Origin of the sequence: Halomonas sp. BMC6, assembly GCF_964204995.1 — a bacterium.
Classification (GTDB): Bacteria; Pseudomonadota; Gammaproteobacteria; order Pseudomonadales; family Halomonadaceae; genus Vreelandella.
Window position 1 is genome coordinate 669,433 of the sequence record NZ_CAXNSH010000001.1, and the last position, 22,778, is coordinate 692,210.

Below are 22,778 nucleotides of genomic sequence, written 5' to 3' on the forward strand. Positions count from 1 at the left end.
ACGGAAGAACCAGCCATGATTGCCAGGAGGAACAGAGCGAGAAACCTGAATATTTTGGCGATCATGATTTAGTAACTGGCCGGTTGCTTGCTAGCTTATGCCCATGCAGTTTGGGTAGTAGGGCAATGGTTATTTCCTTCTTGTTAAATTAAGTATTTGTTTTTATTTGTTTTTATTTTTTCTATCTATATTCAAATCCAGGATATTGAGTAGTACCTATGCTAGTCCAGCAAAATCTATATATTTAAATAGCAGGTGGTCACTACTTGGCCACCTGTCTCTTTAAGGAAGACTGAAGCTAGTACTGGCTATATTTGATGCCGAAGACATCGATTTCATGAACGCAATGACGCTGGCTCACTTCTCATCCTTATTTCTTTGATGATGACCGAAATGGCGATGCATGAGGAAATGCATGCCAAGACAGAGTGTCAGGGGAAGCAACAGCCAGGCCCCAGTGCCCAGTGACTGGCCGCGCCACATTAGAAAGAACATGGCCACGCCCATAATTACTAAGCAAGCAGTCATCATCCAGTGGTGAATGCGGTTCATTTGGCGTCTCCTTGTGGGTTGTTTGTGGCGAAGCGCCGCTTGAGTAGCAGCGAGTTGCCAATGACGGAGAGAGAGCTTGCGGTCATGGCGATGACGCCGATCATCGGGTGCAGCAGACCAATCGCGGCGATGGGAATGGCTGCCACGTTATAAGCGCTGGCCCAGATCAGGTTTTGGACGATTTTGCCGAAGGTGGCGCGAGATAGGTGCATGGCATCCACCACGGCGGTCAGTTCGCCGCGCACCAGGGTCACATCGGCGGCCTCAATGGCCACATCTGCCCCCGCGCCGATGGCTATGCCAACGTTGGCTTGCTTCAACGCCGCGGCATCATTGATGCCATCGCCGACCATGGCCACGTGGTTGCCATGTTTCTCCTGAAGTTTACGGATGGCATCGACCTTACCTTCCGGCAACACCCCGGCCTGAACCTCGTCGATGCCCACCTCGTCTGCTACGGCACGGGCGGCGCGCTCGTTGTCGCCGGTGATCATCACCACGTGCAGGCCCAGGTCATGCATGCCGCGGATGGCCTCTACGGATTTTTCCTTGAGGGTATCGGCCACTGCCACCAGGCCCAGGGCCTGACCGTCGGCGGCGACGATCACAACGGTGCGCCCCTTGCCCTCGAGCTCTGCCATGGCGTCATCAAGAGCCTCAAGGCCTGTCACGCCTTCCTCTTCCAGCAGTCGACGATTGCCGATCAGCACGGTTTCATCGCCCACCTTGCCCGAGACGCCCCGCGCTCCGGTGGAGCGAAAATCGCTGACTTCACCGGGCTTCACATCGCGTTCCTTGGCACCATCCACGATGGCCCGGGCGATGGGGTGCTCCGAGGCGTTCTCCACGCTCGCGGCGAGGGTCAGCAGGCGCGTTTCCTCGACTCCTTCGGCGGTGACGGCATCGGTGAGCTTCGGCTCGCCGCGGGTAATGGTGCCGGTCTTGTCGAGCACCATCACTTTGACGTCCTTGAAGGTCTGGATCGCTTCGCCGGAGCGGATCAGGATGCCACGCTCGGCACCGATGCCGGAGCCGACCATCAGCGCGGTGGGGGTGGCTAGGCCGAGGGCGCAGGGACAGGCGATGACAAGCACGGCGACGGCGGCAATCAGGGCTAGCGTTGGTGTGCTGGCATCTGGATTCACCCAAGGCAGGAAGGTCGCGCCCCAGTCCAGAATCGGCCGCAGGACGTCTGGAAACAGCGCCCATGCAATCAGGCTAGCCAGTGAAATAGCCAGTACCGCTGGCACGAAGCGGCCGGTCATACGGTCGGCGAATTCTTGGATTGGCACCCGTGAGCCCTGAGCCTGGTCGATCAGACGCACCACTTGGGAGAGAAAAGTATCGGCGCCGACGCGGGTCGCCTTGACCCGCAATCGGCCCTCCTTGTTGATGGTGGCGCCGATCACGCTGTCGCCGGTGCTCTTGTAGACCGGTATCGACTCGCCGGTGGCGATGGACTCGTCGAGATGGCTCTCGCCCTCGACCACCTCGCCGTCGGTGGGGATCTTGTCGCCGGGGCGCACGACCATGATGTCGCCCGGGGCCAGCTCCTTCACCGCCACCTCGACTTCCTCGCCATCGCGCTCGACGCGTGCTGTCTTGGCACCCAGGGTCATTAGGCGGCGGATGGCCTGGGAGGCGCGTCCCTTGGCGAGTGCCTCCAGGTAACGGCCCAGCAGGTGGAAGGTCATGATGGTGGCGGCCATCTCGATGAATGAGGTCATGGGGTAGACGAAGCCGACTAGGCCGATCAAGTAGGGCGGCAGGCTGCCCATGGAGATCAGCACGTCCATGTTGAAGGTGCCGTTCTTCAGCGAGCGCCAGGTCGACTTGTGGGTGGCGATACCGCCATAGAGAAACACCACCGGGAAGGCCAGCACGGCGATGATGGCCAGGTAGCCGGGAATCGGCTGCCAGAACATGTGCGGCATCATCAGCAGCATGATCAGGGTGGTGGGTACCGCAGCGATGATCAGCCGCTTGCGGGCCTGGGAAAGATAGGCCTCCTCGATCTCGGCGTCGCTGTCAGCATCCTCCGCCTCGTCGGCCTGCACGGCGGCCACCTCATAGCCGGCCCCTTCCACGGCGCGCTTGAGCGCATCGCCATCGGGGCCATCGGCGGCAATACTCACAGAGACGCGATGGCTGGCGATATTGGTGTCGATTGATTCGATACCCTCGAGCCGCTCCAGGGTACTGCGGATGATGCCGGCGCAGTGGTCCGAGCCCATGCCGGGAACGGTCAGGCGGACCTGTTGCATGCCGGTACCACCACTGACGGCGGCCACGTCATAGCCGGCGCCTTCGACGGCTTCCTTCAAGGTGTCGCCGTCGGGCCCGCCTGCTTCGATGGTCACGCTGACATGGTGGTTGGCGATATTGGTCTGGATCTCGCCCACGCCATCGAGGCGTTCCAGCGTCTTGCGCACGATGCCGGCACAGTGGTCACTGCCCATGCCGGGGACCGTCAGGGTGATCGTGTTGGGGGGTGAATCGCTCATCGCTTGTCTCCTGCGGGCGTTGCCGAGTGGACGGCCAACAATGGCCGTCCTGTTGCCTGAGTCTGTGACACTCCCGGTCAGTGATGGGCCTCGTGGTCCTCGGGGTCGACGTCACTCTCAGGGGTGGCCTGCTGAAGCTGCTGGCGTTGCTCGTCGGTGAGCAGGTCGTTCATGGTATTTTCCAGACGCACCCTCTCGGCCATCATCTCGCCGTGAAGCTCGGCCATCCGACCGTGCAGGGCCTGGACCTCCTCAGGATCGGGGCGCTCGCCGCGCATCTCCGCCATCAGGTCCTCGCGTAGGTTCATCAGGCGGCCCATGCGCTCGAACTGGGCGGGGCGATGCTCCTGCATCAGCGCGCGCATCTCGTCGTGCTGCTCCGGGTCGAGCACCTCCCGCATCATGCCCATGCCGGCGCCTCCCATCATCGGGCAGGTCATCATCCCGCCACCCATCATGCCTTTCATCATGCCGGGCCCCATGCCGCCCTGGCCGCCACTCATCATTCCCCCCATCATGCCGGGCCCCATGTCGCCCTGGCCGCCGCCCATCATTCCGCCCATCATGTCAGGGCCCATGCCGCCTTGGCCGCCGCTGCCGCCCGTCATGCCGCTACCCTGATTGGGCTGATTGGTCGGCATGCTCTGGGCGAGAGCGATGCCGCTACCACTGGCACCGAGTGCCAGGGCGAGTCCGAGAGCGAGAGTATGCTTGCGAATTTCCATGATCCTTCTCCTAGCGAGCTGTTGGGCCCATTCAGGCCCTTTGCTGACATTATTCGGCTACGTGCTGCACAGAGGTCAATCCCATGTAACAGTGACTTTCACCTTTGTCTCGTTATGGTCTTCAGACATCGTTCATTCTCCCCGTTTGGCGAACAAGGCGCATGGCTTCGTGCTCTTCAAGTGCTAAAAGGGAATCTAAGAGCTCTTTAGCCTCAGGAATTTCCGCTTTGCCAACGAGGGTTCGATAAAGGTTTATCGTTTGTTCATGGAAATCAAAAACCTCTCGGCAAATGTCGTCAACACTTAGCGTGGAATAGGGCGCATCGCAGGTACGATGCGTACGGATAGGTTTATGCTCCAAATAGTCATAAACGTAGGTTTTTAATGCTTTCGCGTCAGTAGTCTGTTCAAAACGCGCCACAACGCGCTGCATTTCCGCTTCCTGTGCAGCTAAGTAATTGAGCAACATGCGAGCGCGCTCTTCTTCGTGTATATCGGCGCAATGAGCAAGGCAAGCTGCAAGATGCTCGTGTAACTGACGGGTCCAATCGATCAATTCACCAAAGGTTCTAACGTCCATTTGGTACCTCCTATAACGCTATTAACGTTAATGAGTGTGAGAGTGCTCGCTATCGTTTGAAGCGTCGCGTTTGGATAGGAAAATCCATTCGCCGAGTAAAAGAGTAGCCATTACTACGCCAGCAACGATGAGCACCATGGGGTCCGAGATGGCTTTTACCCATAAAAAGCCGATTAACACGACAGCATCTAGTAGTATGGCAATGCTAGGAATAACAGGATTAGCCCCCACTCTGTCCTTGAGATGACGAAGCACACCCCAGTGGATGGCCATATCCATGATCAGGTAGAAAATGATGCCTAATGCTGCGATGCGGCTCAGGTCAAAAAAAGCGGTGAGCACTAAGCCAAATACGATGGTGTACACCAGTGTATGCTTTTGTACACTGCCGGGCATGTGGAAATGGCGGTGAGGAACCAGCTTCATTTCTGTCAGCATGGCGAGCATGCGTGAAACGGCAAAGACGCTGGCGATGATACCGCCCGCCGTTGCCAACATGGCGAGAATGACGGTAAACGCAACTGCCGCTTCACCCAGTGCGGGACGGGCAGCGGCGGCCAGGGAGTAGTCTTGGGTTTCGATAATTTCAGGCAAAGATAGGTTGCTGGCAACGGCAAAACCGACAAGGGCATAGATCACCACGCATAGCGCAATCGAGATCGTGATAGCTTTGCCAAGATTCCGCTTAGGATCTTTAAGCTCCGAACCACTATTGGTAATCGTCGTGAAGCCTTTAAATGCCAGTATGCCGAGCGCCGTAGCACCTAAAAAGCCCGTTATCGTAGGCGTAGGTGCATCGTTGCCAGCACCCATTTCGATGGAGTCGGCAATAAACACGCCGACAATACCAAACACTATAATGCCACCTATTTTGATAAATCCGAGCACCGAGGCGACGGTCTCGATCAAGCGGTTGGCGGATAAATTGATCAAAAAGGCTATTAGCAGTAAACCAACCCCGAGTAGGGGCACAAATAGTGAACGATCCCCCAGGTCAAACAACTCAAGCGTGTAGGAACCAAACGTTCTCGCCAAAAAACTCTGTGCGATCACCATGGAAAAATACATCAGGAGGGCATGAAAGGCGGTGGGAAGCGTCGGGCCATACGCTTTCTGTAAATACATGCCAATCCCACCTGCTGATGGGAAGGTATTGGACATTTTAACGTAAGAATAAGCGCTGAAAGAGACAATGACGGCAGCGGCCAGAAAGGCTAGAGGAAATAGCCGACCAGTCATTTCGGCCATTTGGCCGGTTAGCGCAAAAATACCGGCCCCAATCATCACGCCGGTGCCTAATGCAACGGCACCGACCAACGAAAGACTGTTTTCTTTATATTGTGGCGTTCTATCCTGCCCAACCATGAAAGCGACTCCTTGTATTAACGGCAACCACAGCAGCAATAACTGCCAAGGACTCCTGTGCGGTGTTTTTTGATGCTATATAAATTAAATATAGAACCTATGTGCAGCCACATGGCAAATGACTAACGGAAGGTCTGATTTTGCGAGGCCACAGGCAAGCAGCTCTTACCCTAAACTAGCTAGTCTTGCTCCTGGTTGTGTCATGTAGCCGTTATGACTATTAATGACAGCTCCAAGGTTCCTGTTTAGCGTTGTCTTTAACGTTCTGATCGACGAAACGGTAATACTCCTTCTTAAAGCGGTTCCACCGATCAGCGCTGACCTGTATGTCATGGAGCTTGAGAATTTTTTCAACGTCATCGATGCAGAGCCTCAGCGCATCGTAAGCAAGGCTGATATTTCGGTTTTTCTCGTTGTAGACCACCTTATCCATTCCATAGAGTCGGTCGATATCTGACAGCGCTTCTTCAATGCGTTTGGATTTACTAGGCTTGATTTTTAAATTCCGAGTCACCAGTGTGTTTTTGGAAACACCCAAGCGGTGCTCTTGTTGTGTCGTTTTCATGGTCTTTCTCCCAGGCGCGTACATGTATATATAGAGTGGTTCAGTCCTTGTCTATTTTGTTCTTATGACCGCCGTGGTGTTTATGCATGAAAATATGCATCAGTGGGCATGCTGCCAAAAAGAGGAAAGGTAAGAACTGAAATAGGTGGAGACGGTGCTCGGTTCCAATCAGGTATCCCGCCCAAATGACAAACCCAGCAAGTGGCACCCACAACATCAGCAAACGACTACTTGTACTGTTACTCATAATCACCTCAGTAACTCGCCCAAAGAGCCAACAGCAGTTAAGGCCGTTGGTTTGGGAAAAATCAAATAAATAATCCCAATAACAGCATGGATGATTTGTCTGAACGCAACCTGAACAGCATCGGAGGGAAATATGATCCTGATCAAGCGCCTCGCAAAAAGTAGGCGATAATTACCCAAGCGGTATCCATAGCCTCATTCCCATCATCATTAGGTTTTCGGTGAGCGATACAAAGCTTAATGGGTATTACTGTTGCCGACACAGGCGCACTTGAGCTCACGTTTATCGAGGTATATCGCTTTAAAGACAGAACCTGTCACACGGTGCCAACGAATAGCGCCAGTGGCGCAGCCAGCCAGATAAGCGTATCGGCCAGCAATTAGTAGCTTCGGAAGTATCTAGGCGTGAAGGTAAACGTAACTGAAGGGGACTTGGCGCTGGGCGTGCAGGTCATAGTTGAGAAACATGGCGCTAAAGCTCGCTACGCCCTGCAGCTTTTGCAGACCCGGGGGTATGATCGCTGTGGCTACGGCATACTCTAGCACGCGTGCAGTGAATATTGGGTATACGGATTTAATGGTTGATCTTACCTTTGCATGAGAGTGAGACAGACCGGCATCTCATCGGATTATCTGGTTGATGCTTCACCTACTGCTGGTGCATGTTTCCTTCGCTAATTCCAGCAAGAACCCCACACGCCTCAACTTCCCGGTCATCGTTGCAACTCGCTCTCAGTGAAACGAGTTGTTTCTCAAGCGCTTGCAGAGCGGTTATCTGCGACCGCACATGAGAGATGTGATCATCGAGCAAGGCGTTGACGGCGGTACAAGGCTGATGAGGGTCGTCCTGATAGCTCTGTAGTTCGTGAATCTCAGCCAGTGACAGGCCCAGGATTCTGCAGCGACGGATGAAGGCCAGCCCCTCACCATGCTTCTCGGTATAGACACGGTAACCGTTGTCCTGCCGATCAGGCGGCGGCAACAAGCCCTGCTGTTCATAGAAGCGGATCGTCTGTGTTTCGACCCCTACCAACTGCGCCAACTGACCAATGCGCATCAGCCTCCTCCCCAACGGATTCTTTACTCTATTGACCTTATAGTAGCTTTATAGTTTTAAATGGTACCACAACATTGTTCAAGTGGAGTCGTATCATGAGCAAATCCTGTGGTGGCGCCTGTGGCGGTGATGCAACGTCCGCAGCGGATACCGATATACAGGCCTCCTCCGAGGCGCCAGGGAGATGGGTCAGTGTTTATGCCGTGCCGAAAATGGACTGTCCATCAGAAGAACGAATGATTCGCCTAGCCCTGAACGGCTTTGAGGAGATTCGGGCGCTGTCCTTCGACTTGTCGAACCGCCGGCTGAAGGTCGTGCATGACGGCGAGGTCGAGCCCGTCACCTCGAAACTGAAGACCTTGGGGCTAGGCGCCTCGCTTCAGGAAACCGTCGCTGCAAATCCGGAGACCATCAAGGCCGCCGAGTTTTCGGCAGCTTCTGCTAAGCAAGAATCCGGGACCCTGCGCTGGTTGCTCGGCATCAATGCACTTCTGTTCGTGGTGGAAATGACAGCCGGTCTGATCGCCCAGTCCACCGGCCTGATTGGAGAATCCCTGGACAATTTTGCCGATGCGGCGGTGTACGGGCTTGCCCTTTATGCGGTTGGACATAGCGTGAAAATGCAGGTACGTGCCGCGCATCTTGCTGGTGTACTGCAACTGATCTTGGCTGTGGGCGTGCTCGTAGAGGTGGTGAGACGCTTTGTATTCGGTAGTGAGCCTGAATCGCTGGTGATGATGGCTATCGCATTCGTCGCATTGATTGCCAATACCAGTTGTCTGCTGCTCATATCCAAACATCGGGAAGGCGGGGCGCACATGAAGGCAAGCTGGATATTCTCGGCCAACGACGTGGTGATCAACCTGGGGGTCATCACCGCCGGCGCCTTGGTCGCGTGGACCGGTTTCAATTATCCGGATCTGATTATCGGCACCATCGCGGGGGGCATTGTACTTAACGGTGCCAGACGCATTTTGGCGTTGAAGGGTTAAATAATGCTCATTATTGGCAAAAAGCTCTCGCCGTATGCCCTATTGTCCATATCGGGCCTGCTGGCAGCGTCTGATCAGGCTGTAAAGTGGCTGGTGCAGCAATCAATGGCCTATGGCGAGTATGTTTCGGTGACCCCGTTCTTTAACTGGGTGCACCTATGGAACACCGGTGCCGCATTCAGTCTTTTTGCGAATGGTGGAGGCTGGCAGCGCTACTTTTTTATCGGAATCGCGGTAGTGGTCTCGATTTTTCTGATCAAGCTGATCCTTGAAAATCGTCATAAAGGAGAAGCCATCGCTTACAGTCTTATCCTCGGTGGCGCCATGGGCAACCTGATTGACCGGGTCTTTCGCGGCTATGTTGTGGATTCCTTTGATTTCTATTGGCGAGACTGGCATTGGCCGGCCTTCAACCTGGCTGATATCGCGTTATTGGCAGGTGTCGTGGTATACGCAGTGGCGCTATGGCGTGGTAATCCCCCCATTTTTAGCGGGGTTCAAAAGTAGACCTCAGGCCATCATAGCCAACTTCTGTTGAGGGGTAATCCCTCCGAGTCCCATATTGGGTCGTTCGTGATTGTAGTGCCAGAGCCAACGAGTGGCATAATCCTGGACTTCTTCGGTGCTGTCGAATAGATATTGTGCCAGCCAATCGTAACGCACCGTTCGGTTGTAGCGTTCGATATAGGCATTTTGCTGGGGTTTGCCGGGCTGGATAAACGCCAAAGCAATGCCTTGGTTCTCCGCCCAGGTCGCCAGCTTGCCACTGATGTACTCTGGGCCGTTGTCACAGCGAATAGAACGAGGCTTGCCCCGCCATTCGATGATCTGCTCCAGTGATCGGATAACACGCTCTGCCGGAAGCGAGAAGTCCACTTCAATGCCAAGGCCTTCGCGGTTAAAGTCATCGATCACATTCAGCAGCCGGTAACTGCGTCCGTCGTTGAGCTGGTCGTGCATGAAGTCCATCGACCAGCTGTCGTTGATCGTGTCCGGCACAGCCAAAGGCTCCGGCTTTTCACGAACCAGGCGCTTCTTGGGCTTGATGCGCAGATTCAGTTCCAGCTCCCGGTAAATCCGGTACACCCGCTTGTGATTCCAGGCAAAGCCTTTCACATTGCGCAAATGCAGGAAACACAGACCAAAGCCCCAGTTCCGCTGATTATGGGTCAATCGAATCAGCCAGTCGGCAATCTCGGCATTCTCGCTGCTGAGCTTGGCCTGGTAGCGATAGCAGGTCTCGCTGATGCTGAACATCCAACACGCCAGGCGAATGCTGACACGCTTCTCAGTGACGGCCTTCTGCGCCATCTCACGGCGACGAGACGGCTTCACCACTTTTTTTCGATGGCTTCCTTGAGGATGTCAGCCTTCAGCCGTTCTTCGGCATACATCTTCTTGAGCCGGCGGTTTTCATCCTCCAGCTCTTTCAAACGGGCCATCATCGATGCGTCCATTCCGCCGAACTTCGCGCGCCATTTGTAAAAGCTGGCGCTGCTCATGCCGTGCTCACGGCACAGCTCCGGAACCGGGGCGCCGTTCTCGGCTTGCTTCAGGATCGACAGAATCTGGCTGTCGGAAAAACGTGACTTCTTCATGCAGAATCTCCCTGCGTGTAGCTTACGGAAAATTCTACTTTCGATCACCGCTGTTTTTCGGGGGGATTACCGCGTGAGCGGCTTACATTTAAGCGCACTGAGTAACGCTATGGATGTGGTCGATAAAGATAAAGAATATACGTTTTTTGCTGGGCGACGCTCACCAATAGTCGATTGCGTTGTAGCGCTCGCCGCTGGGGTACTGACTACCTTGAGTGCCGCCCCTTTTTCCCTATGGTGGCTTGGCCCAGTGAGCGTGGCACTGGTCTATTGGAGAATAGCGTCGCTAACGCCCGCCATGGCCACCCTGCGAGGGTGGTGTTATGGGGTAGGCCTGTTCGGTTCAGGCACGTCGTGGGTCTTCGTTGCTATTCACGATTTCGGTGGCACCGGGGCCTTGGTGGCGATGTTCCTCACCACGCTATTTGTTAGCGTCCTGGCGCTCTTCTTTGCAGTCCCCTTTGGGCTCTATCGACGCATCACGGGGCCACGGTTCGCCTTTCTTAGCTTTGCCGGTATGTGGGTGGTGAGCGAATGGCTACGCACCTGGTTGCTCACCGGCTTTCCCTGGTTATTGCTGGGCACCTCTCAGATAGATTCTCCACTAGCCCCATGGGCGCCCGTTGGTGGTGTGTACTTGCTGTCACTCATGACCGCGCTGACAGGTACGTTAGGGGTAGAGGTACTGCGTCGCCGCTGGATTTTCCTCGTCCCAATGGCCGCCCTGTGGATCGTTCCATTCCTATTGCCCGCCCAATGGACAACCCCGGCTGGCAAGCCCATCCAGGTGGCATTGTTGCAAGGGAATCTTGATCAGCGCATTAAGTGGACTGCCCAAGGGCAGCGCGAAGCGATCAGTATCTACACGACGATGACACGGGTGCAAGCAAGGGATATCGACCTCATCGTTTGGCCTGAGGCAGCCCTTCCCATGCTTGAGCAGGAAGCACAGCAAATACTGGAACAAGTAGCGTCCGACCTGGGGCCTGACACCGCCTTGTTGACCGGCATTTTGCAACGCGACAGTGAAGGGCGCTCTTATAACAGCGTCATAGGGCTAAATGATGTGCAAGGCGAATACCAAAAAGCGCACTTAGTGCCCTTTGGCGAGTATTTGCCATTCCAAAGCCTCCTCGCTGACACCCTTGCTTTTTTCGACTTGCCAACACCCCGGCTGACCCCTGGTTCAGACGTACAGGCTCCGTTACACGTGGCTGGAACCACCATTGGCAATGCTATCTGTTACGAGATCATTTTCGCCGACCATGTCGCCCAACAGGCGCGTAATGCCGAGCTGCTATTAACGGTTTCCAACGACACGTGGTTTGGGCGTTCCATTGGCCCACACCAACATCTTCAAATGGCGCGTCTACGTGCCCTTGAAAATGGTCGTCACCTACTTCGAGCTACCAGTAATGGCGTGACGGCCATCATCGATTCACAAGGTCACGTCACAGCCCGTGCCCCACAGTTTGAACAGGCCAGTTTAACTGGCGAGGTGACCCCGATGCAGGGCCTAACTCCTTTCACACGCACCGGTAGTGGCCCCGCTTGGATACTCGCTGCCTTACTGACGCTGCTCGGGTTAAAACTGAACTTATCTCGATCAAAAAACGACGCATTAGATGAAAAAGGAACCTAGCGATGCTCCTGGCAAATCAAGATAGGTTGGGAAGGCGGTCAGCCGCTGATTCAAGCCTTTCCGCCGCTTGGAGAAGAAGAGCACAGTATGACCGCACTCACAGAGACCATGACACGCCTTAACCTGAATATTATGCACTGAACCTCCCAACTGGCAGAAAAATCGATGAGTAACGCAGTGGCAAAAATTGCCAGCACAGGGCGATAGGTGGTCGCATTAGGGTCTGAAACGCTAACTCCCAGGTGCTCATGAAGCTCTTCATAGCCGCCAATACGTTCATAGCCCAGATATCCCTGGGAAATCGTATCGACATGTTCCTGCTCTGTAAACGCGTCAATCTCTTATCGCGAAGTCAGCAGGTTTACGTTCACCTAAGGCCCATGTGCACGAGCAGGTCAACGATCTACAAGCCAAACGGACATATGTACTCTCCTGTTTGCAACCATAAGCGCGAGCGCTGGAGTGGGTCGTTGTCACCGTTATGAACCTCTTAGTTGTTTATTAACACTATATTGCTTACCTAACATAATAATCTAACTCCCTTCCACAGCCTTCAGATCAAATATGTGGCGCGACGAAAACTTTATTGTGAAGTGAGCCAGTCGATCTTACTAAGCCTGAAGGCGCCTCAGTCGTTAGGTAATAAGTTTATTTTATATGAAATTTGTTAACTTCCATGTCTCAACATAAACATTTGAGATTCGCTAAAGTGGGCGGATGCAGACTCTGAGTGCAACACACTCATTGGATGGTTGATGGGCTTTCATGGTACTTGGCCATCAGCTCGCTCATCACTTCTATCGGACATTTAAATCCAAAGCGTTTTCGAGGTCGCATATTCAGCTCAAAGGCAATGGCGTCCAGCTCTTCCTGGCTATGTGCTGAAAGGTCCGTTCCTTTCGGTAAATATTGACGGATAAGACCATTGATATTCTCATTGGCCCCACGTTGCCAGGGGCTGTGGGGATCGCAAAAATAAATCGCAACGCCCGTTTCTTGAGTGATTTTTGCATGCTGTGCCATTTCACGCCCCTGATCATAGGTCATGCTTTTTCGAGCGGTGGCCGGCATTCGGTTCAGGGCGGCACTAAACCCTGCTACGGCGGATGTGGCGGTGGCGTCGTCCATTTTTGCGAGGATCAGATAGCCACTGCTAAGCTCTACCAAGGTGCCTACCGCGGACGCGTTATTCTTACCTTTGATCAGATCGCCTTCCCAGTGGCCGGGCATTTCACGCTTACTGACCTCGGGCGGACGTAAGTGAATGCTGACCATGTCAGGGATCTGTCCACGTCGATCCACTTCGCCACGGCGAGGCTTGCGTGTGGTTTTACCTTGTCGCAAGCAGTGAATCAGTTCCTTGCGAAGGTGGCCAACAGGCAAGGCATAAATGGCCGTGTAGATGGTCTCTCGGCAGACGTAGGCATCGCGCAAATCAGGGAGTTTCATCGTCTTGAGCTTGCCGCTAATTTGTTCGGGAGACAAGCATCGCCGCAACATATGCACGATGAGATCAAACCGCTCGGTGCCTGGCAAAAGCTTACGCGCAGGACGACAGACCTCTCGACGCTTTTCTCGCTGACGTTGGGCGTACCGGGCGCAGTAACCGTTCTGGGCCATTTGGTTACGGCGTATTTCACGAGAGATGGTTGAAGGAGCTCGCCCCAGGAGCTGGGCAATATGCCGAAGGCTCATCCCTTGGGCTTGACCCACTTGGATGCTGGCACGTTCTTCAATACTGAGTTCGAGGTAAGACATGGGACAACACCTTAGCGAAATGCTCAGGTGTTGCACTCAGTTTCTGCGGCCAAGGTGTATATTTATTCGCTGACAATGCGAAGTTGGTTTTCTAACCTGAATTCAAACATTAAGCGCAGCACCCGCGGTTTCCAGCGCTCCTGAATACTCTCCCAGGAACACTTGTGCCGGTGTCCGATACCCCAAGCGTTTTCTGGGGCGATTATTCAGCTTGGCAACGACTCGCCTCAGTGCTGAGTCGCTCACCTTTCGGAAGTCCGTCCCTTTCGGGAAATATTGGCGAATCAGTCCGTTGGTGTTTTCATTGGTGCCACGCTGGCATGAGCGGTACGGGTCGCAAAAATAGGTCTTGGCCGAGACGGCCTTGGCAACCTGTCGGTGCTCGGCGAATTCCGAACCGTTATCCAAGGTGATGGTCTGCACTGCACCTCGGCGTGGTTTTAATAACCGGGTCATCGCTTTGGCCGTTCCTGTGGCCGTGATTGTCGGCAGGCGCGCTGCCAAGAGGTATCCGCTGCGTCTCTCGACCAGGGTCACCAGGCCGGATTCTTTGTGGCCCTTGAGCACCGTATCGCCTTCCCAATGGCCGATATGGCGCCTTTCTTCCACTTCGGCGGGACGTTGTTCAATACCTACCCGGTGTGGAATTTTGCCCAATCCCGCATGCTTGGCCAATCGGCGCTGATAGCGCCGCTGGTGTGGTAAGCGGAGTCGCTTCCATAATTCGCCGCCGTGTTTCTTGTCGTCCCAGATTAACGCATAGATCCACTGATGGCTTACGCAAACGCCGTTGGCATTCGCCATGAAGCCACTAATTTGCTGGGGGCTCCATTCGTCCATCAGTTGATCAGTGACCCATCGAATTAGGCTGGGCAGTCGCTTCGTCACTTTCCAGGCGCTGCGTCGACGCTGATCACTTCTCAATTGAGCCTGCTCAGGCGCATAGCCAGCAGTAAGCCCATTGCGCTTTATCTCCCGGCTAATGGTGCTGCTGTGAACCCCAATAGCCTTGGCTATCTGTCGCTGGCTGATGCCAGTCTCGAGGTAAGCGAAAATTTGGTATCGTTGGGCCTGGGTCAGTTGTCGGTATCCCATTCTCTGCTTCACTTTGGTCGGTAAAGTCGAGAGGGTACCGGCGCTGGCCCTCCTTCCTCTACTGTGTGATCCAAAGTGCTGCGGTTATTCTATGAATCCAGGAAGTAAGGGCTAGCATTCGCCGGGAGCAGGTTTGTCGGAGTTAAAAGGACCAAGAGGTTGTTTTCTACTTAATAACACAAGTGGGCGGTTGAGACGGTAGCTAACAGTGTGGTGACCCATAAGGTGACTAAGAAAATTTGTTATAGGGCATAGACACTATTATTTACTCTGGGGGTATTCCAGTTTGTATTGGAAAGGGGTTCTCAATACTTTCGTCTGCTTGGTGACGCCTTTGCTCTTGTGTCCATAATGTCTTGAGATAATTCACCACATCTCGTATCTCGCTGGGAGCCAAAACTTCCTGATACGCTGGCATCGTTAGCCTATCGGTTTTATTCCAGGGGTCGCGCCAACCCTCGGCAATAATTCGGTAGAGCATGGCATCAGAGTGTTTCCAGGTATGGCCCTCTGGCCCATGTGGTGGAGCAGGTAACTCGCCTAGAGCATTTTGCTCTTCCCAGTTGGGCATGCCTTCACCTTGTGTACCGTGGCAACTAGCACAGTATTGTCGGTAAACTCTTTTTCCGTCTTCCAGCTGAGGAGTATCGCTTGAAAAAGGACGGTCCTCAGCCATGGCGTGCCCCACAACCATTAGCGTCAGCCATGAGGCAGTGAAAAAACAGTGCTTACGCATCGGGATAAGTCCAGGATTGGCCTTCGTCTTCACTGTGTAGAAGTTCCCCTTTCTGGTTTAAACCATAGAGAGTGTCTTTGGCGGAGAGTGTGAGTGCAACGAGCTCTGTGCCGTCACCAGCTACTTGTTGCCACTCTTGACCACCCGTTTCACTACGCCATAGTCCTTGCTGTGTAACCACATAGACTCGCTTTGGGTTGCCAAGGCTATAAGCCACATCATAGACGCTGCCAGCATCAAGTGCTCCGGTCGGTCTCCAACCGCAAAAGCAGTCCATCGATAGACGCACCGCATCGTCCGATACCCCGTAGAGCCAGCCGGTCTGCATGCTGCCTTCCATGTCAGAGTGGACGAGTCGGTTAATCTTTTGTGAAGGACCACTGTCCATTTTTTTCCAGGTGGTGCCAGCATCCTCGCTTTGGTAGATGCCGTCTTCTTCAATTACCGCATAAAGTGTTTCGTTCTGACGGCGATGTACAGCTAGCGCAGTAACCTCTCGGCTAGGTAGGTTAGCGCTAAGCTCTTGCCAGGTTTCTCCATTGTCGGTGCTACGCTGCACCCCGATTGAGGGGCCTGCGATATAGAGCGCTTGCGGATCAGTGGAGGGGACCGATACCGCGCGCAACTGGCCTTCATTCACGTCTTCGGGCAAGGGAATCGCATTCCAGGTCATGCCTTCATCGGCACGCTGGAATAGTTGGTTAGCCTCAATTTTAAACAGTCGTTTGCCTGTTACGTCATATTGCAGTGCAAGCAACCCTTCTTCAGTTGCCAAGGCCGTAATGGCGCTGCCAAAGCTGACTGCGGCCAAGCCTGTCAGTAAGAAGACACGTAAAAAACGACTCACGATCATGTGCATTTCAATATTTCCTTAAATAACGATTAGCCGATAACACCTAGGGCAGGGAAAGTACGCAATAACCAATATGACAGCTCGGATAGTTTGCCTGTGATCATTAAGCTACCCATCAGGATCATGATCAACCCAGCCGCTATATGTATGAAATGCCCCCAGCGACGCAGGAATTTCTGGTGCTTTATGAAGCGATCAAGTGAAAGGGCACTCAGCATGAAGGGCACACCCAGACCCAAAGAATAAACGCCGAGCAACGCCATGCCGCTCCAGGCGTTGGCCGTGGAAGCGCTGACGGTAAGAATGGCACCTAGAATCGGGCCAATGCAGGGGGTCCAGCCAAATGCAAACGCTAAACCAAGCAGATAAGCCGCACTGCGGCTTCCGCCGACGTCCTTCAGTCGACCCATAAACCGCCATTCTTGATGAAACCAGCGCCATGGCATGAGCCCGGTCATGAAGGCACCAAACAGTATAACGATAAGGCCACCGACTAGGTTTGCTTCTTGGCGATACACCAATAGCAGACGACCAATGGCGGTGGAGCTGGCTCCCAGCAACAAAAAAACGGTTGAAAAACCGAGCACGAACCATATCGACTGGGTTAACACCCGGAGTCGCTCTCGTCTATCCGCCTTCTGTAATTGTCCGAGCGAGCGGCCGGTCATGAAAGAAAGATAGCCAGGCACAAGTGGCAAAACACAGGGTGAAATGAACGAGATCAGGCCTGCCAGAAAGGCAGTGACCAGTCCTATATTGGCTACTTCAAGCATTACCCTTTACCCATGGCTAGGCTTGGAAATTTGATGAGGAATGCTTGATTGACTCGTTTTGATCTACTATTTGGCGAGTGGTGGACGCTGTGCCAGCATTCACTTCTGAAGCGTCTTCTACCCGAGCCTGAACATTGTTAGCGTCGCTTTGCTCGGTCGCTTCACCTTTTTTGTCTTTGCACTTCATCATGCATAGGCCTAATCCGCACATAATGAGACATGGCAATAGGCTCAATAGTATAGGCGCGATGCCCAGCAAAACCAGGTTATCCCAGCCAAAAGCAAGGCCGCCAGCCACTGCCACGCCACCCAGCAACATCAGGCCGCGTGGCCCTGTCAACAGGCCTTGTAGCCCCGATTTTTGTTTGTTCTGTTGGGTTTTGTCGTCACAACAACTCATGGTGCTACCTCATTATCTGGTTGCAATCATTTCGGCAAGAAAGTCGATCATGTCTTGAGTGTTCCACTCGGCTTCCCCCACGAGGCGCCCAATTTCTTTGCCTTGGCGGTCAAGTAGCAGCGTCGTGGGAATACCTACGGCCCCAAGATCTGCACTGGCCATCCCGGTTTTATCTATATAGGGAGCCAGATGTTCAATGCCTATCTCTTGATAAAATTCATTAACAATCTCGACCCCCTTACGGTCGATCGATAAGGCGACCACTTCAAAGTCATCGCTGCCAAGCTCAGCTTGCAGGGCATCTAAAGTGGGCATTTCCTCTCGGCAAGGCCCACACCATGTTGCCCAGATGTTGAGTAGAATCAGTTTCCCTTCAAAGTCAGCCAGTGTTAAAGGGGTACCGCCACTATCCTCGAAACTGATTTGTGCCACGTCGTTGGGGGTGGCCCAGAGAAGAAACCCTTGTGGCCCTGAGCTTTCTGACGGGGCGGCCATGGCAAGGGAGGTGGCCGTCATCAGAAATACGGCTACGAGATGTCCTGCCAGGATGGGTAGTTTCATCGCCACACTACCCCTTAGTGAGTCGCGTAAATGTCGGGGCTATCGGTCGGTTGCGAGGCTATGACATAGACCTCCAGCGGGCCGCGTTTTTCTCCCGACATGCCCGGTGAACCAAGCGGCATTCCCGGCACACTCAGCCCTATGATAGAGGGCTTTGCATCAAGCACTTGGGTCACGCTCTCAACAGGCACATGCCCTTCGAAGAGATAGTCTTCTACGACCGTGGTATGGCAGCCATGCAGTTCTTCAGGGACGTTATACTCGGCTTTCATTTCAACGAGGTCATGGGTGTCGACCGTCTCCACGTCGAAGCCGTTTTGTTCCAAATACTTGGCATATTCGGCACAACACCCGCAATTGGGATTTTTGTAGAGGGTCGCTGATATATCAGCCGCCAATCCCGATACGGGAAAAGCCAGTAAAGACGTAACGGCTAGCGCTTTCCAATGTTTCATATGTTGAGTGTCCGGTGAGATAACAGTGAGGAAGGTCTAAGCGACGCTACCCGCATAAGTGAAAAGGTTGCTTGCGTACAACGTACAAGCAACCCTATCCGAGCCGCTTTAAGCGTCATCGTTCTCATGCTGCATGTTTTCCATCATGGCGTTACATTTTTCCATCATGGACTTCATATCGCCCATCATGTCGTGCATACCACCTGCTTGCATCATATTGCTATGCATGTCATTGCCCTCCATCGGCTTCTGCTGATTCTCTTCTTGGGCAAGAAGCGAGCTAGCTCCGAAGCTACTGGCAGCAACAATGGCGGTAAACAGGATCGCAGTATTACGTTTACGCATGACACGGTAATCCCCCCGAAAAACAGCGGTGATCGAAAGTAGAATTTTCCGTAAGCTACACGCAGGGAGATTCTGCATGAAGAAGTCACGTTTTTCCGACAGCCAGATTCTGTCGATCCTGAAGCAAGCCGAGAACGGCGCCCCGGTTCCGGAGCTGTGCCGTGAGCACGGCATGAGCAGCGCCAGCTTTTACAAATGGCGCGCGAAGTTCGGCGGAATGGACGCATCGATGATGGCCCGTTTGAAAGAGCTGGAGGATGAAAACCGCCGGCTCAAGAAGATGTATGCCGAAGAACGGCTGAAGGCTGACATCCTCAAGGAAGCCATCGAAAAAAAGTGGTGAAGCCGTCTCGTCGCCGTGAGATGGCGCAGAAGGCCGTCACTGAGAAGCGTGTCAGCATTCGCCTGGCGTGTTGGATGTTCAGCATCAGCGAGACCTGCTATCGCTACCAGGCCAAGCTCAGCAGCGAGAATGCCGAGATTGCCGACTGGCTGATTCGATTGACCCATAATCAGCGGAACTGGGGCTTTGGTCTGTGTTTCCTGCATTTGCGCAATGTGAAAGGCTTTGCCTGGAATCACAAGCGGGTGTACCGGATTTACCGGGAGCTGGAACTGAATCTGCGCATCAAGCCCAAGAAGCGCCTGGTTCGTGAAAAGCCGGAGCCTTTGGCTGTGCCGGACACGATCAACGACAGCTGGTCGATGGACTTCATGCACGACCAGCTCAACGACGGACGCAGTTACCGGCTGCTGAATGTGATCGATGACTTTAACCGCGAAGGCCTTGGCATTGAAGTGGACTTCTCGCTTCCGGCAGAGCGTGTTATCCGATCACTGGAGCAGATCATCGAATGGCGGGGCAAGCCTCGTTCTATTCGCTGTGACAACGGCCCAGAGTACATCAGTGGCAAGCTGGCGACCTGGGCGGAGAACCAAGGCATTGCTTTGGCGTTTATCCAGCCCGGCAAACCCCAGCAAAATGCCTATATCGAACGCTACAACCGAACGGTGCGTTACGATTGGCTGGCACAATATCTATTCGACAGCACCGAAGAAGTCCAGGATTATGCCACTCGTTGGCTCTGGCACTACAATCACGAACGACCCAATATGGGACTCGGAGGGATTACCCCTCAACAGAAGTTGGCTATGATGGCCTGAGGTCTACTTTTGAACCCCGCTAAAAATGGGGGGATTACCACACTCTCCTTTGTGTGTGAATCACTCTGCCAAACGAGCTGAGGGTAGGACGTGATGAAGGTTTTTAACCTGTGGCAGAGCAGCTTTTGTAAGATATCCTTAAAGCAGACTTCAAGGTCAAGGCCTCATTTTAAATTTCGATGTACAACCGAAAGGTTTGCCATAAGCGCCCGTTGAAGACTTGACCTTTGGGCAGCCTGGCGGTTGTAAGCTGGCTACGAGTAAACAAATGAGGGTAAGCCAATGCGAGTCTCCGAGCTGGCTCAGACGGGAGGGGTAACGGCAGAAACGGTACGTCACTATACAAGGGAAGGGTTGTTGCAACCGCACCGCGACCCGCGCAACGGTTATCAACTCTACGATATAGAGTCCTTGGGGCGCCTACGTTTTATCGACTGCCTGCGTTCGCTGGGCGTTAGTCTTCCAGAGATCAAACAAATATTATCTTGGGCGGATCAAGGCACCGTAGAGTTTAATGAACCAGTACCACTCGCCACTCAAAGGCGACGTCTTCACTTGCGGACCCAAGAACTCCAGGTGATAGCGCGATGGTTAGATAACATGAACCAAGACAAGATGACTGAAAGCTTCAGGCTGAAGGAACTAATCGAATCGCTTGGGACAGGTAAATTAGTTTTCGAGGCTAATGATTCGGGAAGTAATCATTAGTGATGCTGCGAAGTCATGGCACTGTGCGTATCCACCATCCCTATCATGGATTGCAGATGCCAGAGTTACCAGACGGCAAACGTAATAATCAGCAGCGCTGCTAGCGTACGAGTCGCGGGGCTACGTATCCATATTGAGACACGGCGCGCTGCCACTCCGGTCGCTAGGACGGCAGGCAAGGTGCCGAGCCCAAAGGCCCCCATCATCGCGGCGGCACGCAATGGCTCGGCTACGGCCAGACTCCAGGCCAGCATCGAATAGATTAGCCCACAAGGCATCCAGCCCCATAGCGAGCCAAGTGCGAACGCTTGGGGCACTTTTACAACAGGCATCAAGCGACGTCCTATTGGTTCGATGCGGCGCCACAGAACGCGCCCTAGTGCCTCGATACGTAGCAAGCCCTTCCACCAGTTGGCGATATACAGTGTCATTAGTATCAACATGACCGCCGCCAGGATACGCAACACCAGGGCGAAGCTGTCCAGTGCATGGTTGAGCACGGAACCGAGCAGGGCCACCAAGGCACCAGCGATCATGTAGCTGCTGATACGGCCTAAATTATAGCCGAGCAACAGAGCTGCTAAACGGCTAGGTTGTCGCATGCTGGGGGGCACAGCAAAGGTCAGGGCACTCATGATGCCGCCACACATGCCGATACAGTGCGCGCCTCCCAGCAAGCCGAAGACGAAGGCCGCCGCCATCGGCGGCAGGCTCAGGTCGGCGGGATTCATTTAAGGAGCGCCTTTGGTGCTATCCGCCGTACCAAGGGAGGGGCTGGTGGCGAAGGTCGCCGGAGGGGAGCCGTACGGTGAGATAAGTTCGACCTGTTCGGGTGGATAGCAAAGTCCTTGATCGGAACAGCCCTGAAAGGTCACCACGACGGCCAACGGTCCGATCACGGTCTCGCTCGCCTCGATGGGCGCACTCACCAACACCTGATTGTAGAAAACATTAATGTCCCCCAAAGATGCGTGCGACATTGGCTCACCAGGTGGCAAAGCCAGCTCTCCGAAATTGATACTTCGAGAGAGACTCTCAATCGCAAACTGATGCCGATGAAGGTAATAGTCTTCGGCGACGGTGAAACCGACATAAACCCGATCATCGTCTCGCCAAGCGGTGGTTCGGAAGGCTTCTGTAGCCGGTAGAAAGTCACGTTGCGTCGAACGGTTAAAAGGGGAGCTTTTGTCACCAACCCCAAATATCTCTTCACGTGCCGCTACCGGTGTGACTATAAAGAGTGCCACCATTAGAAAAGCGAAGACTTGTTTCATGAGTTTAACGCCGCCTTTGGCTTATCCACTGGCTGACGTCTGGACCAAGCGACCAGAGCAAAACCCGCTATGAGCATCGGTAGTGTCAACAGCTGCCCCATGGTCAACCAGCCAAAAGCGATGAATCCCAACTGAGGGTCTGGGAGGCGCACGAACTCCACGATGAAGCGAAAGGCTCCGTACAGAAGCAGGAACAACCCAGAGATGAGGCCTCGCTGACGCGGTCGGCGCGATAGCCACCACAGCACGGCAAACAACACGACACCTTCAAGGGCAAACTCGTAGAGAGCCGAAGGATGGCGTGGCTCTGGGCCCAGCTCCATCATGGATGGAAACACCATTGCCCAAGGTACATCACTAACTCTTCCCGGTAACTCGTGATTGATGAAGTTACCGAGGCGACCCGCTCCCAGGCCGATCGGGACTAACGGAGCAATGAAGTCAGTCAGTTGAATAAAAGCCAGTTGATGTTTGCGAGCAAACAGCCAGGCAGCCACTAACACACCGGCAAGGCCGCCATGAAAGCTCATGCCTCCTTCCCAGATTTTTAATAACCAAAGGGGGTTTGCTTGCAGTTGTTCGAGCCCGTAAAACAGCGCATAGCCAAGACGGCCGCCAACGATGATGCCGATGGCGCCGTAGAAGATCAGGTCGCCCATATCATCGTGGCTTAGGCCGAGTCGGTGGGCTCGATGCCGACCCAACCACCAAGCAGCGACTAGCCCGATGACATACATTAAGCCATACCAGTGGATCTGAAGAGGGCCTATGGCGATGGCGATCGGATCAATTTGAGGGTATTGCAACATATACCTTCCTTAACTTAGCGT

Annotated in this window: 26 protein-coding genes; 5 read left to right on the plus strand and 21 right to left on the minus strand. The window is 53.9% G+C overall.

From position 1 onward, the window contains the following. Positions 1–357: 357 nt before the first annotated feature. From AB6K10_RS03115 to cadR, 8 genes are all read right to left on the minus strand, one after another. On the minus strand, positions 358–552 hold the full coding sequence (locus AB6K10_RS03115; protein ID WP_016915536.1) for a DUF2933 domain-containing protein: 195 nt from the start codon (positions 550–552) through the stop codon (positions 358–360). Further along, positions 549–3,056, minus strand: coding sequence for a heavy metal translocating P-type ATPase (locus tag AB6K10_RS03120; protein WP_153843594.1), 2,508 nt, complete (start codon positions 3,054–3,056; stop codon positions 549–551). Before AB6K10_RS03120 ends, AB6K10_RS03115 begins: the two co-directional genes overlap by 4 nt. A 77-nt stretch (positions 3,057–3,133) precedes the next feature. Continuing rightward, on the minus strand, positions 3,134–3,781 hold the full coding sequence (locus tag AB6K10_RS03125; protein WP_023004785.1) for a Spy/CpxP family protein refolding chaperone: 648 nt from the start codon (positions 3,779–3,781) through the stop codon (positions 3,134–3,136). 121 nt (positions 3,782–3,902) lie between these two features. Then, the gene (locus AB6K10_RS03130; RefSeq protein ID WP_219862292.1) at positions 3,903–4,361 is read right to left on the minus strand and encodes an ATPase; all 459 of its coding nucleotides are present in this window, start codon (positions 4,359–4,361) and stop codon (positions 3,903–3,905) included. 27 nt (positions 4,362–4,388) lie between these two features. Beyond that, positions 4,389–5,726, minus strand: a complete 1,338-nt coding sequence (locus tag AB6K10_RS03135) for an APC family permease (RefSeq protein ID WP_008958468.1) — start codon at positions 5,724–5,726, stop codon at positions 4,389–4,391. A 220-nt stretch (positions 5,727–5,946) separates the two neighbouring features. Then, complete coding sequence (locus AB6K10_RS03140; protein WP_022522184.1) at positions 5,947–6,291, minus strand: hypothetical protein; 345 nt, start codon at positions 6,289–6,291, stop codon at positions 5,947–5,949. A gap of 40 nt (positions 6,292–6,331) precedes the next feature. Continuing rightward, positions 6,332–6,508: a DUF2933 domain-containing protein gene (locus AB6K10_RS03145; protein WP_230805127.1), complete on the minus strand. Its 177-nt coding sequence runs from the start codon at positions 6,506–6,508 to the stop codon at positions 6,332–6,334. A gap of 678 nt (positions 6,509–7,186) precedes the next feature. Beyond that, complete coding sequence (gene cadR, locus AB6K10_RS03150) at positions 7,187–7,594, minus strand: Cd(II)/Pb(II)-responsive transcriptional regulator (RefSeq protein WP_004364961.1); 408 nt, start codon at positions 7,592–7,594, stop codon at positions 7,187–7,189. A gap of 95 nt (positions 7,595–7,689) precedes the next feature. Between cadR and AB6K10_RS03155 the strand changes: the two genes are divergently transcribed. Then, the gene (locus AB6K10_RS03155; RefSeq protein ID WP_339117982.1) at positions 7,690–8,586 is read left to right on the plus strand and encodes a cation transporter; all 897 of its coding nucleotides are present in this window, start codon (positions 7,690–7,692) and stop codon (positions 8,584–8,586) included. A gap of 3 nt (positions 8,587–8,589) precedes the next feature. After that, positions 8,590–9,093 (plus strand): signal peptidase II, encoded by a 504-nt coding sequence (gene lspA, locus AB6K10_RS03160; RefSeq protein WP_339117983.1) that lies wholly within the window; start codon positions 8,590–8,592, stop codon positions 9,091–9,093. A 3-nt stretch (positions 9,094–9,096) separates the two neighbouring features. Here the strand turns inward: lspA and AB6K10_RS03165 are convergent. Then, positions 9,097–10,184 (minus strand): IS3 family transposase gene (locus AB6K10_RS03165; protein WP_305948193.1). Its coding sequence is split into 2 segments (ribosomal slippage): positions 9,097–9,932 and positions 9,932–10,184, totalling 1,089 coding nucleotides; the frame shifts between segments, so codons are not numbered across the junction. Between the two features lie 109 nt (positions 10,185–10,293). Here AB6K10_RS03165 and lnt point away from each other — a divergent pair. Beyond that, a complete protein-coding gene (gene lnt, locus AB6K10_RS03170) occupies positions 10,294–11,826 on the plus strand; it encodes an apolipoprotein N-acyltransferase (RefSeq protein WP_008958330.1) in 1,533 nt (510 codons plus the stop codon). A gap of 741 nt (positions 11,827–12,567) precedes the next feature. Here the strand turns inward: lnt and AB6K10_RS03175 are convergent. The 9 genes from AB6K10_RS03175 to AB6K10_RS03215 all read right to left on the minus strand — a co-directional run bounded on the left by AB6K10_RS03175 (position 12,568) and on the right by AB6K10_RS03215 (position 18,802). Further along, entirely contained in the window at positions 12,568–13,584 is a 1,017-nt protein-coding gene (locus tag AB6K10_RS03175; RefSeq protein WP_339117984.1) for an IS30 family transposase, read from the minus strand. Between the two features lie 102 nt (positions 13,585–13,686). Continuing rightward, entirely contained in the window at positions 13,687–14,679 is a 993-nt protein-coding gene (locus AB6K10_RS03180) for an IS30 family transposase (protein ID WP_339117985.1), read from the minus strand. 265 nt (positions 14,680–14,944) lie between these two features. Next, on the minus strand, positions 14,945–15,355 hold the full coding sequence (locus AB6K10_RS03185; RefSeq protein WP_231125686.1) for a cytochrome c: 411 nt from the start codon (positions 15,353–15,355) through the stop codon (positions 14,945–14,947). 52 nt (positions 15,356–15,407) lie between these two features. Then, positions 15,408–16,274, minus strand: coding sequence for a YCF48-related protein (locus AB6K10_RS03190; protein ID WP_008958473.1), 867 nt, complete (start codon positions 16,272–16,274; stop codon positions 15,408–15,410). Positions 16,275–16,297: 23 nt separating this feature from the next. Next, on the minus strand, positions 16,298–17,041 hold the full coding sequence (locus AB6K10_RS03195) for a cytochrome c biogenesis CcdA family protein (protein WP_044630813.1): 744 nt from the start codon (positions 17,039–17,041) through the stop codon (positions 16,298–16,300). 16 nt (positions 17,042–17,057) lie between these two features. Then, complete coding sequence (locus AB6K10_RS03200; RefSeq protein ID WP_044630814.1) at positions 17,058–17,441, minus strand: hypothetical protein; 384 nt, start codon at positions 17,439–17,441, stop codon at positions 17,058–17,060. Between the two features lie 12 nt (positions 17,442–17,453). Beyond that, positions 17,454–18,002: a TlpA disulfide reductase family protein gene (locus tag AB6K10_RS03205; RefSeq protein ID WP_044630815.1), complete on the minus strand. Its 549-nt coding sequence runs from the start codon at positions 18,000–18,002 to the stop codon at positions 17,454–17,456. 14 nt (positions 18,003–18,016) lie between these two features. Further along, positions 18,017–18,457 carry a DUF411 domain-containing protein gene (locus tag AB6K10_RS03210; protein ID WP_082051507.1) on the minus strand — a complete coding sequence of 147 codons (441 nt, stop codon included), beginning with the start codon at positions 18,455–18,457 and terminating at the stop codon, positions 18,017–18,019. Between the two features lie 108 nt (positions 18,458–18,565). After that, a complete protein-coding gene (locus tag AB6K10_RS03215) occupies positions 18,566–18,802 on the minus strand; it encodes a hypothetical protein (RefSeq protein WP_044630872.1) in 237 nt (78 codons plus the stop codon). 76 nt (positions 18,803–18,878) lie between these two features. Between AB6K10_RS03215 and AB6K10_RS03220 the strand changes: the two genes are divergently transcribed. Together AB6K10_RS03220 and AB6K10_RS03225 are read left to right on the plus strand one after the other, a co-directional pair. After that, a protein-coding gene (locus tag AB6K10_RS03220; RefSeq protein WP_305948193.1) for an IS3 family transposase occupies positions 18,879–19,966 on the plus strand; the annotation gives its coding sequence in 2 pieces (ribosomal slippage) (positions 18,879–19,131 and positions 19,131–19,966; 1,089 coding nt in all). Positions 19,967–20,248: 282 nt separating this feature from the next. After that, on the plus strand, positions 20,249–20,674 hold the full coding sequence (locus AB6K10_RS03225; RefSeq protein ID WP_153844197.1) for a MerR family transcriptional regulator: 426 nt from the start codon (positions 20,249–20,251) through the stop codon (positions 20,672–20,674). Between the two features lie 65 nt (positions 20,675–20,739). Here AB6K10_RS03225 and AB6K10_RS03230 read toward each other — a convergent pair whose 3' ends face one another. From AB6K10_RS03230 to lgt, 3 genes are read right to left on the minus strand one after another with little or no spacing between them, the layout of a single operon-like run. Continuing rightward, positions 20,740–21,405: a sulfite exporter TauE/SafE family protein gene (locus AB6K10_RS03230; RefSeq protein ID WP_153844198.1), complete on the minus strand. Its 666-nt coding sequence runs from the start codon at positions 21,403–21,405 to the stop codon at positions 20,740–20,742. After that, entirely contained in the window at positions 21,406–21,948 is a 543-nt protein-coding gene (locus AB6K10_RS03235) for a protein-disulfide reductase DsbD domain-containing protein (RefSeq protein ID WP_022522186.1), read from the minus strand. Continuing rightward, positions 21,945–22,757 (minus strand): prolipoprotein diacylglyceryl transferase, encoded by an 813-nt coding sequence (gene lgt / locus AB6K10_RS03240; RefSeq protein WP_022522187.1) that lies wholly within the window; start codon positions 22,755–22,757, stop codon positions 21,945–21,947. The genes AB6K10_RS03235 and lgt overlap by 4 nt, the downstream gene beginning before the upstream one ends. Between the last annotated feature and the right edge of the window lie 21 nt (positions 22,758–22,778).

Excerpts from the sequence above, each read along its gene's own strand:
- AB6K10_RS03125 (WP_023004785.1), bottom strand. The coding sequence starts at position 3,781 with ATGGAAATTCGCAAGCATACTCTCGCTCTCGGACTCGCCCTGGCACTC.
- AB6K10_RS03130 (WP_219862292.1), bottom strand. The coding sequence starts at position 4,361 with ATGGACGTTAGAACCTTTGGTGAATTGATCGATTGGACCCGTCAGTTA.
- cadR (WP_004364961.1), bottom strand. The coding sequence starts at position 7,594 with ATGCGCATTGGTCAGTTGGCGCAGTTGGTAGGGGTCGAAACACAGACG.
- AB6K10_RS03115 (WP_016915536.1), bottom strand. The coding sequence starts at position 552 with ATGAACCGCATTCACCACTGGATGATGACTGCTTGCTTAGTAATTATG.
- AB6K10_RS03155 (WP_339117982.1), top strand. The coding sequence starts at position 7,690 with ATGAGCAAATCCTGTGGTGGCGCCTGTGGCGGTGATGCAACGTCCGCA.
- AB6K10_RS03180 (WP_339117985.1), bottom strand. The coding sequence starts at position 14,679 with ATGGGATACCGACAACTGACCCAGGCCCAACGATACCAAATTTTCGCT.
- lnt (WP_008958330.1), top strand. The coding sequence starts at position 10,294 with ATGGATGTGGTCGATAAAGATAAAGAATATACGTTTTTTGCTGGGCGA.
- AB6K10_RS03195 (WP_044630813.1), bottom strand. The coding sequence starts at position 17,041 with ATGCTTGAAGTAGCCAATATAGGACTGGTCACTGCCTTTCTGGCAGGC.
- AB6K10_RS03205 (WP_044630815.1), bottom strand. The coding sequence starts at position 18,002 with ATGAAACTACCCATCCTGGCAGGACATCTCGTAGCCGTATTTCTGATG.
- AB6K10_RS03175 (WP_339117984.1), bottom strand. The coding sequence starts at position 13,584 with ATGTCTTACCTCGAACTCAGTATTGAAGAACGTGCCAGCATCCAAGTG.
- AB6K10_RS03145 (WP_230805127.1), bottom strand. The coding sequence starts at position 6,508 with ATGTTGTGGGTGCCACTTGCTGGGTTTGTCATTTGGGCGGGATACCTG.
- AB6K10_RS03190 (WP_008958473.1), bottom strand. The coding sequence starts at position 16,274 with ATGCACATGATCGTGAGTCGTTTTTTACGTGTCTTCTTACTGACAGGC.
- AB6K10_RS03225 (WP_153844197.1), top strand. The coding sequence starts at position 20,249 with ATGCGAGTCTCCGAGCTGGCTCAGACGGGAGGGGTAACGGCAGAAACG.
- AB6K10_RS03230 (WP_153844198.1), bottom strand. The coding sequence starts at position 21,405 with ATGAATCCCGCCGACCTGAGCCTGCCGCCGATGGCGGCGGCCTTCGTC.
- AB6K10_RS03135 (WP_008958468.1), bottom strand. The coding sequence starts at position 5,726 with ATGGTTGGGCAGGATAGAACGCCACAATATAAAGAAAACAGTCTTTCG.
- AB6K10_RS03210 (WP_082051507.1), bottom strand. The coding sequence starts at position 18,457 with ATGAAACATTGGAAAGCGCTAGCCGTTACGTCTTTACTGGCTTTTCCC.
- AB6K10_RS03215 (WP_044630872.1), bottom strand. The coding sequence starts at position 18,802 with ATGCGTAAACGTAATACTGCGATCCTGTTTACCGCCATTGTTGCTGCC.
- AB6K10_RS03185 (WP_231125686.1), bottom strand. The coding sequence starts at position 15,355 with ATGGCTGAGGACCGTCCTTTTTCAAGCGATACTCCTCAGCTGGAAGAC.
- AB6K10_RS03120 (WP_153843594.1), bottom strand. The coding sequence starts at position 3,056 with ATGAGCGATTCACCCCCCAACACGATCACCCTGACGGTCCCCGGCATG.
- lspA (WP_339117983.1), top strand. The coding sequence starts at position 8,590 with ATGCTCATTATTGGCAAAAAGCTCTCGCCGTATGCCCTATTGTCCATA.
- AB6K10_RS03235 (WP_022522186.1), bottom strand. The coding sequence starts at position 21,948 with ATGAAACAAGTCTTCGCTTTTCTAATGGTGGCACTCTTTATAGTCACA.
- AB6K10_RS03140 (WP_022522184.1), bottom strand. The coding sequence starts at position 6,291 with ATGAAAACGACACAACAAGAGCACCGCTTGGGTGTTTCCAAAAACACA.
- AB6K10_RS03200 (WP_044630814.1), bottom strand. The coding sequence starts at position 17,441 with ATGAGTTGTTGTGACGACAAAACCCAACAGAACAAACAAAAATCGGGG.
- lgt (WP_022522187.1), bottom strand. The coding sequence starts at position 22,757 with ATGTTGCAATACCCTCAAATTGATCCGATCGCCATCGCCATAGGCCCT.